General features: G+C 65.4%; 12 protein-coding genes. 4 read left to right on the top strand and 8 right to left on the bottom strand.

Going from position 1 to position 13,030, the window contains the following annotated elements:
* Window positions 1-3 precede the first annotated feature (3 nt).
* Window positions 4-2,895, bottom strand: a complete 2,892-nt coding sequence (infB, locus tag LD110_RS17555; protein WP_225500555.1) for a translation initiation factor IF-2 — start codon at window positions 2,893-2,895, stop codon at window positions 4-6.
* Window positions 2,896-3,047: 152 nt separating this feature from the next.
* Window positions 3,048-3,314, bottom strand: coding sequence for a YlxR family protein (locus tag LD110_RS17550; protein WP_225500693.1), 267 nt, complete (start codon window positions 3,312-3,314; stop codon window positions 3,048-3,050).
* Here LD110_RS17550 and LD110_RS23940 point away from each other — a divergent pair.
* A complete protein-coding gene (locus tag LD110_RS23940) occupies window positions 3,222-3,503 on the top strand; it encodes a hypothetical protein (RefSeq protein WP_225500720.1) in 282 nt (93 codons plus the stop codon). The genes LD110_RS17550 and LD110_RS23940 overlap by 93 nt on opposite strands.
* Window positions 3,504-3,584: 81 nt before the next feature.
* Here the strand turns inward: LD110_RS23940 and nusA are convergent, their stop codons facing one another.
* Complete coding sequence (gene nusA / locus LD110_RS17540; protein WP_225500553.1) at window positions 3,585-4,562, bottom strand: transcription termination factor NusA; 978 nt, start codon at window positions 4,560-4,562, stop codon at window positions 3,585-3,587.
* Window positions 4,562-5,176, bottom strand: a complete 615-nt coding sequence (gene rimP, locus LD110_RS17535; RefSeq protein WP_225500551.1) for a ribosome maturation factor RimP — start codon at window positions 5,174-5,176, stop codon at window positions 4,562-4,564. The genes nusA and rimP overlap by 1 nt, the downstream gene beginning before the upstream one ends.
* A gap of 108 nt (window positions 5,177-5,284) precedes the next feature.
* On the opposite strand from rimP, the gene LD110_RS17530 reads away from it, so the two are divergent.
* The 3 genes from LD110_RS17530 to LD110_RS17520 are packed head-to-tail and all read left to right on the top strand — an operon-like array spanning window position 5,285 to window position 8,335.
* Entirely contained in the window at window positions 5,285-6,505 is a 1,221-nt protein-coding gene (locus LD110_RS17530) for a DUF4439 domain-containing protein (protein WP_225500549.1), read from the top strand.
* Window positions 6,506-6,556: 51 nt separating this feature from the next.
* Entirely contained in the window at window positions 6,557-7,285 is a 729-nt protein-coding gene (locus tag LD110_RS17525; RefSeq protein ID WP_225500546.1) for a VIT family protein, read from the top strand.
* A gap of 21 nt (window positions 7,286-7,306) precedes the next feature.
* The gene (locus LD110_RS17520; RefSeq protein ID WP_225500544.1) at window positions 7,307-8,335 is read left to right on the top strand and encodes an aminoglycoside phosphotransferase family protein; all 1,029 of its coding nucleotides are present in this window, start codon (window positions 7,307-7,309) and stop codon (window positions 8,333-8,335) included.
* Here LD110_RS17520 and LD110_RS17515 read toward each other — a convergent pair.
* The 4 genes from LD110_RS17515 to LD110_RS17500 form a co-directional block, all read right to left on the bottom strand.
* Window positions 8,332-9,717 carry a pyridoxal-dependent decarboxylase gene (locus LD110_RS17515; protein ID WP_225500542.1) on the bottom strand — a complete coding sequence of 462 codons (1,386 nt, stop codon included), beginning with the start codon at window positions 9,715-9,717 and terminating at the stop codon, window positions 8,332-8,334. The genes LD110_RS17520 and LD110_RS17515 overlap by 4 nt on opposite strands.
* An 82-nt stretch (window positions 9,718-9,799) precedes the next feature.
* The gene (locus tag LD110_RS17510) at window positions 9,800-10,615 is read right to left on the bottom strand and encodes a TSUP family transporter (protein ID WP_225500540.1); all 816 of its coding nucleotides are present in this window, start codon (window positions 10,613-10,615) and stop codon (window positions 9,800-9,802) included.
* A complete protein-coding gene (locus tag LD110_RS17505; protein ID WP_225500538.1) occupies window positions 10,612-12,423 on the bottom strand; it encodes a proline--tRNA ligase in 1,812 nt (603 codons plus the stop codon). Before LD110_RS17505 ends, LD110_RS17510 begins: the two co-directional genes overlap by 4 nt.
* Window positions 12,424-12,643: 220 nt before the next feature.
* Entirely contained in the window at window positions 12,644-12,868 is a 225-nt protein-coding gene (locus LD110_RS17500; protein ID WP_225500536.1) for a hypothetical protein, read from the bottom strand.
* Between the last annotated feature and the right edge of the window lie 162 nt (window positions 12,869-13,030).

Genomic DNA, 13,030 nt, shown 5'->3' with positions numbered 1-13,030 from the left:
AGACTAGACGCGCGGCTTTTCGCGCATCTCGAACGTCTCGATGATGTCGCCTTCAGCCAGGTCGTTGTAGGACCCCAGGCCGATACCGCACTCGAATCCTTCGCGGACCTCGGTGGCGTCGTCCTTGAAGCGCTTGAGCGAGTCCACGGAGAGGTTCTCTCCGATGGTCTTGCGGTCGCGGATGACGCGGGCCTTGGAGTTGCGGCGGATGGTGCCGGAGCGGACAAGCGAACCGGCGATGTTGCCGAACTTGGACGAACGGAAGATCTCGCGAACCTCCGCTGTACCCAGCTGGACTTCCTCGTACTCCGGCTTCAGCATGCCCTTGAGCGCCAGTTCGATGTCGTCGATAGCGGCGTAAATGACCGAGTAGAAGCGCATGTCCACGCCCTCGCGCTCGGCCAGTTCAGCAACGCGCTCAGCCGGCTTGACGTTGAAGCCGATGATGATGGCGTTGTCCACCGTGGCCAGGTTGACGTCGTTCTGCGTGATGGCACCCACACCACGGTGGATGACACGGAGCTGAACGTCCTCGTCTCCAACATCGATCTTGAGCAGGGCGTCCTCGAGGGCTTCAACGGCACCGGACACGTCACCCTTGAGGATGAGGTTGAGGGTGTCGATCTTGCCTTCGGCCACTGCCTGGTCGAAGTCTTCCAGGCTGATCCGCTTGCGGCGCTTGGCCAGCTGGGCGTTGCGCTCGGCAGCCTCACGCTTTTCAGCGATCTGGCGGGCGGTGCGCTCGTCCGTCGTGACCAGGAAGGTGTCGCCTGCACGGGGCACGTTGGACAGGCCGAGGACCTGGACCGGACGTGACGGCAGGGCGATGTCCAGGGCGTTGCCGTCCTCGTCGAACATTGCGCGGACACGGCCGTGCGCCGTACCGGCCACGATCGTATCGCCGACAGCCAGGGTTCCGGACTGCACCAGGACGGTAGCCACGGAACCGCGGCCCTTGTCCAGGTTGGCTTCGATCGCGATGCCTCGGGCGTCCTTGTCAGGGTTGGCCCGGAGGTCAAGCGCGGCGTCAGCCGTCAGGAGCACTGCGTCAATGAGCCCATCGATGTTGATGTTCTGGCGGGCGGAAACTTCGACGAACATGGTGTCGCCACCGTATTCCTCGGGCACCAGGCCGTACTCGGTGAGCTGGCCCCTGACCTTGTCCGGGTTGGCGCCTTCCTTGTCGATCTTGTTGACGGCAACCACAATCGGTACGCCGGCAGCCTGTGCGTGGTTCAGCGCTTCAACCGTTTGCGGCATCACGCCGTCGTCAGCTGCGACCACCAGGATGGCGATGTCGGTGACCTTCGCACCACGGGCACGCATGGCCGTGAAGGCCTCGTGACCCGGGGTGTCGATGAAGGTGATGTCCCGCACGGCACCTTCGTGCTCGTGGCTGATCTGGTACGCACCGATGTGCTGGGTGATGCCACCATGCTCGCCAGCCACAACGTTGGAGTTGCGGATGGCGTCGAGGAGGCGGGTCTTACCGTGGTCGACGTGACCCATAACCGTGACTACCGGCGGACGTGCTTCGAGGACGTCGTCGCCTTCGGCCTCCAGCTCAGCCTCAAGGTCGATGTCGAACGAGTCGAGGAGTTCGCGTTCCTCGTCCTCCGGGGACACGACCTGGAGCTTGTAGCCAAGTTCCGCACCGAGCAGCGCGAAGGTGTCCTCATCGAGGGACTGCGTAGCCGTGGCCATTTCACCGAGGTGGAACAGCACGGTCACGAGCGAAGCCGGGTTGGCATCGATCTTCTCGGCGAAATCGGTGATGGACGAGCCGCGACGCAGACGGATGACCGTCTCGCCGTCGCCGCGCGGAACCGTTACGCCACCCAGGGACGGAGCACTCATCTGCTCCAATTCCTGGCGCTTTGCACGCTTCGACTTGCGCTGCTTGCCACGTCCGGCGCCGCCCTTGCCGAAGGCACCCTGGGTACCGCCGCGACCGCGACCGCCCTTGCCGAAGCCACCGCCGGCAGGAGCACCTCCGCCACCGCCGGGTCCACCGGCGCCGCCGGGACGTCCGGGACCACGGCCGCCGCCGGGGCGTGCAGCCGTTCCGGGAGTGGGGCGCTCAGTACGGTTAGGCATCATGCCGGGAGTCGGACGGGGGCCGCCTGCACCACCAGGACGCGGGGCGCCCGGACGGGCAGCACCGGGACGCGGAGCACCCGGACGGGGACCACCGGAACCGGCCGCGGGACGCGGACCACCTGCACCCGGCGCCGGACGGGGACCGCCAGGACGCTCGGACTCTGTGCGGCCACCGGGCCGCGGCATACCCTGCGAGGTTGCAAAGGGGTTGTTGCCCGGACGCGGCGGACGTTCTGCGTCACCGCGACCGCGGGGCATGCCCTGCGACGTAGCAAAGGGGTTGTTCCCGGGACGCGGGCCACCGGGGCGCGGTCCCTGTCCGGCCGGGCGTCCCGACGTGGCACCGGGACGGGCAGGAGTGGCGCCTGGACGGCCAGGCGCAGCGCCCGGACGTGACGGGGCCTCGGACCGCGGCGCAGGACGCGCGCCGGGCTTGGGACCCGACGACGCAGCGGGCGTTGCGGGGGACGGTGCCTGGGCCTGCGCCGGACGGGCAGCAGGGGTAGGTGCGGCCGGAGCCGGTGCTGCGGGCGCGGGAGGCTTGGGGGCCGCGGGGCCGGGGGTCGGCGCAGGGCGGCTTTCGACCGGGCGGGCCGGTGCCTTGGGGGCTGCCGGGGCTTCCGCCTTGGCGGCGCCGGCGGCGGGGTAAGCGTCGCGAAGCTTCCTCACGACGGGGGCCTCGATGGTGGAAGAAGCCGAGCGGACGAATTCGCCCAGCTCCTGCAGTTTGGTTACTGCTTCCTTCGAGGTGATTCCGAGCTCTTTCGCGAGCTCGTGAACGCGGTACTTGGCCACATTTCTCCTGTCTCGGTCCGCACCGAGCCAGGCACGAACCGTCTACTTCTTACTGCAGGCCTTCCCCACGGGCGTGGCGGAAGAGCCCATTGCAGAGCGCAACAGAGTTGTCATCGCTGCGCACTCATAGCTGGTAGCTCATCGGGTTTCCATCAGATATCTGACCCGCTTTCAGGTTTGGACGGTTTTCCTGCGGTTGCCGAAGCGTCCGCAGAGGTCATGCTTGCCGCGATGTAACGTTCGACGTCGGCGAATCCGGTAGTGCCCGGAAGGGCCCTGCCGAATGCACGCCGCTTGATTGCCAGCGCCAGGCACGTTTCACTGGGGTGCAGCCATGCACCCCGGCCAGCCATCCGGCGTCGAACATCCACCACAACGGCGGACGAGCCGCCGCGTTCGGCGACGAGCCGGACAAGCACCGACCGGGAATCCGGCTGACGGCATCCGATGCAGGTACGCACAGGCTGGTGCCCGCTATTGAGCAGTCCAGCCACTATTTACCTGCCTCTGTCATACAGTTCGCCCTGGACCGCCTGCCCGCTGACTCCAGCGATCAGGGTTCCAAGGCGCACGGATACCGGCCGCAAACCCGGTCCATTCCATTCTAGCCCTCCGACACGCACGCTCCGAATCGGGGGCACGCAAAAGCCGGGCTCCGGAGGCCTTCCCCCGGAGCCCGGCTTCCAGGCCTACGACTCCTTGCCCGCGGCGTCCGAGACGATGTCGATCCGCCAGCCGGTCAGCTTGGCCGCCAGACGGGCGTTCTGTCCTTCTTTGCCGATGGCAAGCGACAACTGGTAGTCCGGAACGACAACCCGCGCGGAGCGGCTCCCAGCGTCGACAATGGTGACGGAATTCACACGCGACGGCGACAAGGAGTTCGCGATGAAGGTCGCCGGGTCGTCGCTGTAGTCAACGATGTCGATCTTCTCATCGTTCAGTTCAGTCATAACGGCGCGGACGCGCGAACCCATCTCACCGATGCAGGCCCCCTTGGCGTTGACGCCCGGGACGTTGGCCTTGACGGCGATCTTGGTCCGGTGGCCGGCTTCACGGGCCAGCGCCACGATCTCCACGGACTTGTCCGCGATCTCCGGAACCTCCAGCTCAAACAGCTTGCGCACCAGGCCGGGGTGGGATCGGGAAAGCGTGATGGAGGGACCCTTTGCGCCGCGGTGCACGTCCACAACGTAAGCGCGCACACGGTTGCCGTGCAGGTACCTCTCCCCCGGAACTTGCTCGGGTGGAGGCAGCAACGCTTCTACTGAGCCAAGGTTCACCTGGATCATGTGGGGGTTGTTGCCCTGCTGGATCATGCCAGACACGAGCTCGCCTTCACGGCCCTTGAATTCGCCCAGGACGTTGTCGTCCTCGACGTCGCGAAGTCGCTGGAGGATGATCTGCCGCGCGGTGCTGGCAGCGATCCGGCCGAAGCCTTCCGGCGTATCCTCAAACTCACCAATCGCCTGGCCGTCGTCGTCGAGCTCCGTGGCCCAAATGGTCACGTGGCCGCTCTTGCGGTCCAGCTCTGCGCGCGCCCTTTCGAAAGCGCCGGGGGTCTTGTGATAGGCCACCAGCAATGCCTGCTCGATGGTGGGGATCAGGAGGTCCAGCGGGATTTCACGCTCACGCTCCAAGAGCCTTAGTGCGCTCATGTCAATGTCCATTAGGCCTCCTCGGAAGGTCCGTTGTGCTCGTCTTCCAGCCCAACCTCGTCGAGGTGGCTGAACTCAATTTCGACTTTTCCGGAACGGATCTTGTCGAAGGGAAGTTTGATCGGATCGCCGTGGCGGGGCTTCATGCCCTTCTTGACCTCAATTTCGGGGACGAGCGTGACGCCCTCATCGTCGACGGACTGGATCCGCCCCTTGAGGTTCTCGCCCTGGATCACATTGACCTTGGCGAGGCGCCCGCGGGCCCTCTGCCAGTGGCGGGGCTCGGTCAACGGACGTCCAACGCCCGGTGAAGATACCTCAAGGTCGTACGGACGCGTGTCGGCATAGGGATCGTTGTCAAGCACAGTGGACAGCTCGCGGGAAATATCGGCGATGACGTCCAGGCTGACGCCACCGGTTTCCTCCTCGGGGAGATCCACGACTACGTGGACCGTCCGGTGGGAGCCGGCAACGTGGATGGCAACATCCTCCAAATACAGTCTGCGTGCCTGAACCGTGGGTTCCAGCAGTGCCCTCAGCCTGGCAGCTTCCGGATTGTTTGGCGCGGACGCCGAAGCGTCAGTTCCGGTCCGTGCCGTTGAAGTCGTGGCTTCCGAAGTGCTCATGATGCCAGCCGCCTCCCGGTAGATGATGTTGTGACTCTAAGCCTATCGACATTCAGGGCGGCCTGCTGCACGGACTTTGGCCAGCGCGTGACACCATGGACTGTTGTGATGAGCGAGGGCAAGGATTCAGCGGACCGTACGGACGGGTTGGCATCGACGGCGCCGCCTACCGGGCAGAAGGTTCGCATGGCGCTGGCCGGCGTGACTGCGGCGGTGGTGCTGGGTCTCGGTGCCACCCTGATTCCGGCACAGGTGCCCCCGCCGGAACCGTCGTTCTCCGACACAGCGCGCAAGGCCGCGTTCACCGACACGCTGTCGCTCCTCGAGGACGCCGGCCGCCTGACTGAATCCCGGCCATCGGAATCCGCGGCCGACATGCTTTCGCTCCATGCCCGTGCCCTCCAACGCCCGGGCGTCGCGCCGTCGGCAACGAGCTCCGCACCGGCCAGTTCGACGGCGACGGAGGCCGGCGGCTCGGCGGCGACTGGTACCGCCAGCCGTTCGACGGCGGCTGCTTCGGCCACCGGCTCGACGACGGCGGGCACGACCGTGGCCGACCCGACCGGTTTTGTGAGTCGGCTGGCTACGAGCGCTATGCGTCGTCTGGCTGACGCCGCGCGCAGCGACGGTGGCACGGGACGCCTGCTCGCCGCCGTCGGAACGGCACAATTCCTGAAGGCAAGCGACCTTGCCGCCAGCTGGCGGCTCCCAGCCCCCAGCTCGCCTGAAGGAAGCCTGGCCGCCCCACCTACTCCGAGCTCGCCGACGCAGGTACCAACAGCTGACAACAGTCCCACTGCCACAGGCTCCGGAGTGCCAGGCTGTGGGGCACTCCAACGCCAAAACGACAGCCATAGCGACCCCGCCCCGAGTGCCAACCTGGCGGGCGCGCTTGCGATGGCGGCCCGCAGCGAAGCAGAGGCCGTCTATGTCTACCAGGTGGCACAGACCCGGCTGGACCCCGACGGCGGCAAAGCGGCAGCTGCCCTTCTGGCCGCCCACCAGTCGAACGTCCGCCGTGCGGAAGAGCTCAGCCGCACGAATTGTGTTCCTGCCCCGCCCCGGGAAGCCGGCTACCAACTGCCTGCCGCCCTGGCGGCAAAACCCTCCACTGCCCTGGCAGAACTCGAAACGGGACTGATGGATGTGTATGCCGACGTGGTCGCCTTCGGTTCCAGCGATGCCAAGGCCTGGGGAGTCAGCCAACTGCTGGCCTCCGGACAGCGCGCCCGGTCCTGGGGCGGGACACCTGGATCGTTCCCGGGACTTGCCCTCAACAAAGCGGAATTGCCCCAACTGGAACCAGGGGCCGGAGCTGCCACACCTTAGTTGAGCCTCACTTTGCTGGCAGTGCCACGTCCATGGTGGTTGGGTGGAATCATGGCATCCATTGAAGCTGCAGGGCTCCACGAGAATGAGCCGCACGGCAACGACCTGGCGCATCGCCTCAACTGGCTGCGCGCCGGTGTCCTCGGCGCCAACGACGGCATTGTGTCGGTGGCCGCTATCGTAGTGGGCGTCGCCGGCGCAACGTCCCAAACCGGTCCCATCCTCGCCGCGGGTGCAGCTGGCCTGGTGGGCGGCGCTGTATCCATGGCGCTTGGCGAGTATGTTTCCGTCAGCAGCCAGAGCGACAGCCAAAAGGCCTTGATCACCAAGGAAAAGCGCGAACTCGAAGAGGACCCGCACGCCGAGCTGGCCGAGCTGGCAGCGATCTACGAAGGAAAGGGCCTCAGCCCCGCCACGGCCCGCACCGTCGCGGAAGAACTGACAGCCCACGATGTGCTCGCGGCGCACCTTTCAGCCGAGCTGAACATCGACGAAAACGACATCGTCAACCCGTGGCATGCCGCCTTCGCGTCAGCCGTGGCATTCGTGGCCGGGGCTGTCCTGCCTCTCCTGGCCATCCTGCTTCCGCCGGTTCCACTGCGTGTCCCGGTCACGTTCTTGGCGGTTTTGCTGGCCTTGGGACTGACCGGAGCCGTGGGCGCCTGGATCGGGGGCGGTTCACGGACACGGGCCGCGTTGCGCGTAGTTGTTGGTGGTGCCCTTGCCTTGGCCGCGACGTTCGGCATCGGCAGCCTGCTTGGTTCCACGGGGATCGTCTGATGCTTGAGTAGTCTGGAGGGAATGAGCAGTACAACCGAGGTCCCTATTCCGGCTGACCTGGCGGCGCGGTACGTCCGAACCCCCGGCGGGCGGAATTGGCTCGCCCGCCTGCCGGAGCTAATCCGCGGGAATGTGGAGCGGTGGGGCCTGGACGTGGACCTGGTGCCCGGAGAAATACCCTGGAATGGCCACGGAGCAATCGTCATTCCGGTGGTCCGGGGCCAGGAACCCGCGGTGCTGAAGGTCGCCTACCCGCATGACGAGGCGCGCGTCGAACGTCAAGCACTGACGCTCTGGAACGGGCGCGGGGCTGTTCGGCTCCTGGAGTCGGATGAAGACAGCTGCTCCATGTTGCTGCAGAGACTGGACGCTTTCCGTTCCCTGCAGACCGTCCCGATGGATGAGGCACGCGAGGCGTGGGCCGCCGTCGTTGGCCGTTTGTCGCTGACCCCGGACCTGAGGTCCGAGTGGTTTGAACTGAACCACATCGCCGCGCGTGCAGAGCAGTGGAGCGACGACCTGCCAGCCGAATGGGAGCGGCTCGGCCGGCCGTTTCCACGCTGGTTGCTCGAGGCGGCGTTGGAGGTATGCCAGGTCCGCGGCGCCGTCGGTCGCCGCGCAGGGCACGATGTCCTGGTTCACACGGACCTGCACTACTTGAACATCCTGGCCGTTCCCGGAGCAAACAGCACCGACCATGGCACGCGCTATGCGGCGATAGATCCGCAGCCGATGATTGGGGAGGCTGAATTCGCGGTTGCGCCGCTGCTGTGGAACCGAATCCGCGACCTTCCAGCCAGCGACCCTGAATCAGCGTTGCGCCAGCGTTGCACGGATTTCAGCCTCACCGCAGGACTCGATCCCGAGGCCGCCCGGCAATGGAGCCTGACCCGCGAAGTCGACAATGCCCTGTCCTATGCGGCTACCCCGGGACACGAAGGTGATATGGCCCGCTCGCTGTGGGTGGCCAGCACGCTGGCCGGACAGACCCTCGGCAACCTGCCACACGCCCATGGACTCCCCGAGCCCGGAGACGATGTCAGGTCCTAGCGTGTGGCAGCGAGGGCGTCGGTGATAACCTCGACGGCGGCTTCAAGGTCTGTTTGGTCTGTTGCCCAATTGGTCACCGATACGCGCAATACGTCGCGGTCCTTCCAACGGGATCCGGACATCCACACGCGGCCATCGGCCATAACGTGCCGGGTCACCGCCCTGGTCCGCCCATCGTTGCCGAAGGCGAGAACGAGTTGGGTGAAGACGACGTCGTTGAGCACCTCGACGTCGGGAACTTCCCTAAGCCTGCGCGCGAGTTCCGCAGCCATCGCCGCCCGACCGGAAACGAGGTCGTCGACACCTTGGCGCCCCAGGTTCCGCAGTGCGGCCCAGACAGGCACTCCCCTTGCGCGACGGGACAATTCAGGGACCTTTTCCATGGGGTCGCCGGGGCCGTGATCTTCCTGCGGAAGGTACTCTGCGTGCATGCCGATGGCCGAGCGCAGGGCAGGAATGTCCCGGACGATGACCACGCCGGCGTCGTACGGGACGTTCAGGGTCTTGTGGGCGTCAGTGCCCCAGGAGTCGGCGAGTTCTACGCCCTCCACCAAGTGCCGCAGCTCTTTTGACGCGGCCGCCCACAAGCCGAAGGCACCATCCACGTGCACCCAGGCTCCGGCGTCGCGGGCTGCCGCCACGCACTCAGGGAAGGGGTCAAAGGCGCCGGAGTGAAGGTTTCCCGCCTGGAGGCAGACAATCGTAGGTCCGGAGCCCCTTCCCAGCACGTCCAGCAGGGCGCCGGGTTGCATTCTTCCCTCACCGTCCACCGGGACAACTTCCGGGGAGCCGAGTCCCAGGTAGCGCAGCACCATGTCCACTGTCTCGTGGCGCTCAGCGCCCACCACTACCCGAACAGAAGGACCGCCAGCCAGGCCTTGGATGTTGCTGTCCCAGCCGGCGTCGGCCAGTACGCGCCAGCGTGCAGCGCAGAGCGCAGTGAAGTTGGCCATGCTGGCGCCGGTGGTGAAGCCGGCATCCGAGTTCCTTGGCAGGCCCAACAACTCGACGATCCATTGCCCCGCCCCGTGCTCGATGGCCGCCGTCGCCGGCGTGGCGAAGAGAAGTCCGGTGTTCTGGTCCCACGCGGTCACCAACCAGTCGGCGGCCATTGCAGCCGGTAGGGTTCCGCCGATGACCCAGCCGAAGAATCGGCCTGATTGCATGGCCATCAGGCCCGGCTCGGCATGCGCGGCCAGGAAGTCGACCACTTCCGCCGGGGGCATTCCTTCTGTCGGCAAGGGTCCGCCAAAGTCCGCCTCGAAGTCGTCGGCTGTTCGCCGGGGCTTGACCTGCCGGCCAGGCAAGCTGCCCAACCAGTCTTTGGCATGCTGCGCGGCGCGGTCTAGGGCGCCCTCAAACTCACTGGAATCGGCCCACATGGATGCATGCTACGCCGCAGCCGCGGGGCCAACCAGAGCCCGGGCGGCGCTTTGACTGTGGTGCCGGAACCGCTTGGTTGGGTTAGCGGCCGAAGTTGTCCTGCCACACGTCGGCGGCCAGCTTCACTATGAGCGCTCCCACGACTATCAGGAACACGATCCGCACAAACTTGCTTCCCTTGCTTACCGCTGTCCTGGCGCCTAGGTACCCGCCGAGCATATTGGACAAGCCCAGCACCAAGCCCAGCCCCCAGAGCAGGGATCCGTGCGGCAGGAAGAAAATCAGCGCGCCGGCGTTGGTGGCCATGTTGACGATCTTCGCTTTGGCACTGGCCTCCAGGAAGGCGTAACCCATTGCCGACACCAGTGCGATCACCAGGAAGGAACCCGTGCCTGGTCCAATCAGTCCGTCGTAGAAACCGATGACTGCGCCGATGAGGCAGGCCACCACGTAGTGCGTCCGGCCGTCATGCCTCAAGGCCGTGATTTCACCGGCATTTGGCTTCAGTGCGGTGAACACAGCCACCACAACCAGCGCCACGACGATGATGGGCTTGAACACGCTGGCTGGCAGGTTTGCAGCCAGCACGGCGCCGCCGAAGCTCCCCGCCAAGGCGATCACGGCCATCGGAACTGCCGTCTTGAGGTCCGGCTGGACTCGCCTGTAGTAGGTTGCCGTGCTGGCGGTGGTTCCGAATATGGACCCCATCTTGTTGGTGGCAAGCGCCTGAACAGGCGCGATGTTGGGAACCAGCAGCAGCGCGGGCAACTGAATCAGGCCGCCGCCGCCAACGACGGCGTCCACCCAACCTGCCGCGAATCCGGCCACCACGATCAGGAGGACAGTGGTGGCCTCAATCGATTCGAACCCGGAGATACCCTCGAGTCCGGCGATCACCGGGAACGAACGGCGTTCACGACGTAGTCGACGGCCTTTTCGACTGGGACGTTCTCAGCGTTGCCGGACCGGCGGTCCTTGATCTCAACTATGCCGTCGACGAGGCCCTTGCCAACGGCAAGGATGGTGGGCACACCAATCAGTTCCGCGTCACCGAACTTGACCCCAGGTGAAACCTTGGGGCGGTCGTCGTACATCACGTCCAGCCCGGCAGCTTCCAGCTCAAGGGCAAGCTTCTCGGCAGTCTGGAAGATCTCGTCGCCGCGGCCGACTGCTACGACGTGGATGTCCGCCGGGGCCACAGCACGGGGCCACACAAGTCCCTTCTCGTCGTGGTTGGACTCGGCGAGTGCGGCCACCGCACGAGTGACACCAACACCGTAGGAACCCATGGTGACCACCACCTGCTTGCCGTTCTGGTCAAGGACCTTGAGGTCAAGGGCTTCGGCGTACTTGCGGCCGAGCTGGAAAATGTGGCCCATCTCGATGCCGCGAGCCGTCTCCAGCGGACCGGAGCCGTCCGGCGCCTCGTCCCCCGCACGGACCTCGGTGCACTCGATGACGCCGTCCCAGCCGAAGTCCCGGCCGGCCACAAGGCCGTAGACGTGCTTTCCAGGCAGGTTGGCGCCCGTGATCCAGGCAGTACCGGAGACCACGCGGGGATCCACCAGGTAGAGCAGCTTGGTGGAGCCCTCGAGTCCGAGGAGCGGCTCGTCCAGGGTAAGGCCCGGCCCGATGTAGCCCTTGACCAGGCCCGGGTGCTTCCGGAGGTCTTCCTCGCCGGCAGCCTCCAGAACCACCTCGCCGGCTATGGGAAGGAAAGCACCGATGTTGGCTTCTACCCGCTTGAGGTCCACCGCGCGGTCACCGGGGACGCCAAGAACCACGATTTGGCGTTCACCCGTGGGCAGCGTGACGGCAAGGACCACATTCTTGAGGGTATCGGCGGCAGTCCACGCACCGCCGTCGGCCTCGCTGCGCGGTGCAATCTGGTTGGAAGCTTCCACCAGAGTTTCAATAGTGGGCGTGTTGGGCGTGTTGCGAACGTGGGCCGGAGGGGCGTTGCTGAAGTCAATTTCCTCGGGAACCACCGTAGTGACAGCTTCCACGTTGGCGGCGTAGCCACCGGGCGAGCGAACGAACGTGTCCTCGCCGATGTCCGTGGGGTGCAGGAACTCCTCGCTCTTTGAACCACCCATGGCGCCTGCAGTGGCGGCAACGGGGACCACTTCGAGGCCGAGGCGGGCGAAGATCTTCAGGTATGCCTCACGGTGGGCGGCGTAGCTGGCATCCAGGCCTTCGTCGTCGACGTCGAAGGAGTAGGAATCCTTCATGATGAACTCGCGGCCACGCAGCAGGCCGGCCCGTGGCCGTGCCTCGTCACGGTACTTGGTCTGAATCTGGTAAAGACTCAGCGGAAGGTCCTTGTACGAGGAGTAGAGGTCCTTCACCAGGAGTGTGAACACTTCTTCGTGCGTGGGTGCCAGCAAGTAGTCGGCTTCCTTGCGGTCCTTCAGCCGGAAGATCCCTTCGCCGTATTCGGTCCAGCGGTTGGTGGCCTCGTAGGGCTCTTTGGGGAGCAGCGCAGGGAAGTGGACCTCCTGCCCGCCGATGGCAGACATTTCCTGGCGGATGATCTCCTCAACCTTCCGCAGGACGCTGAGGCCGAGTGGCAGCCAGGTGTAGATTCCGGGGGCCGCGCGGCGGATGTAACCGGCGCGCACCAACAGTTTGTGGCTGGCTACCTCGGCATCGGCGGGGTCTTCACGCAAAGTGCGCAGGAAAAGCTGGGAGAGGCGAATCACCACGGGACAGGATCCGTTTCTATAACACCACTGGGGCAAAAAACTGGCAAAAGGTACTGCCTACTAATCTACCGGCTGGGCGGGCGACTTCCCGCCGCGCACATCCGACGCCGAAAAGCGGAAAGCCACGTCCGTGCTGAAGGAAGCCCCTGGCCGTCTCTGGCTGGTCATCCTGCACTGACGTGGCTCCGCGGCCGTGGCCGCAATCTCCGCGTGGGAACGGCTACGTGGTGGTGCCGTCCGATGCCACGGGAACGCCTTTGGCAGCGAAATCAACGCTGCTGCCGAGTTCACCACCGGTTTTGAGGCCGAAACGATCGTTCAATGGCTTCCCACTACCAACCGCTGCACCTGCTAGGGCGCACGACAAAGCGTCCAGGATCTGCTGGCTTGGCCTGTTCTCCGGGGCATTGAAATTGCCCCGTACGCGGTTGGCACCGTCAGCCACTGTTTGATCCCCCCTGCAAACCGGCAGTGCCCCATCGACACGGCTAGGAAGAACCTATGTGATGACTGGCACATTTTCAAGGAACCGCATTGACTCATAGAAAACCTCCGCGCAGCCCGATACGTTGCCTCATTTGAAAACCTCCGCGTAGCGGCGTGGTTG

The organism is Arthrobacter sp. M4 (genome assembly GCF_020251205.1).
In the GTDB taxonomy this organism is placed as follows: Bacteria; Actinomycetota; Actinomycetes; order Actinomycetales; family Micrococcaceae; genus Arthrobacter.
Note: the sequence above shows the minus strand (reverse complement) of the source record. Positions and strands in the feature narration are given on the sequence as shown.

Coding starts and splice junctions, on each gene's coding strand:
- nusA (WP_225500553.1), bottom strand. CDS start 4,562: ATGGACATTGACATGAGCGCACTAAGGCTCTTGGAGCGTGAGCGTGAA.
- rimP (WP_225500551.1), bottom strand. CDS start 5,176: ATGAGCACTTCGGAAGCCACGACTTCAACGGCACGGACCGGAACTGAC.
- LD110_RS17530 (WP_225500549.1), top strand. CDS start 5,285: ATGAGCGAGGGCAAGGATTCAGCGGACCGTACGGACGGGTTGGCATCG.
- LD110_RS17525 (WP_225500546.1), top strand. CDS start 6,557: ATGGCATCCATTGAAGCTGCAGGGCTCCACGAGAATGAGCCGCACGGC.
- LD110_RS17520 (WP_225500544.1), top strand. CDS start 7,307: ATGAGCAGTACAACCGAGGTCCCTATTCCGGCTGACCTGGCGGCGCGG.
- LD110_RS17515 (WP_225500542.1), bottom strand. CDS start 9,717: ATGTGGGCCGATTCCAGTGAGTTTGAGGGCGCCCTAGACCGCGCCGCG.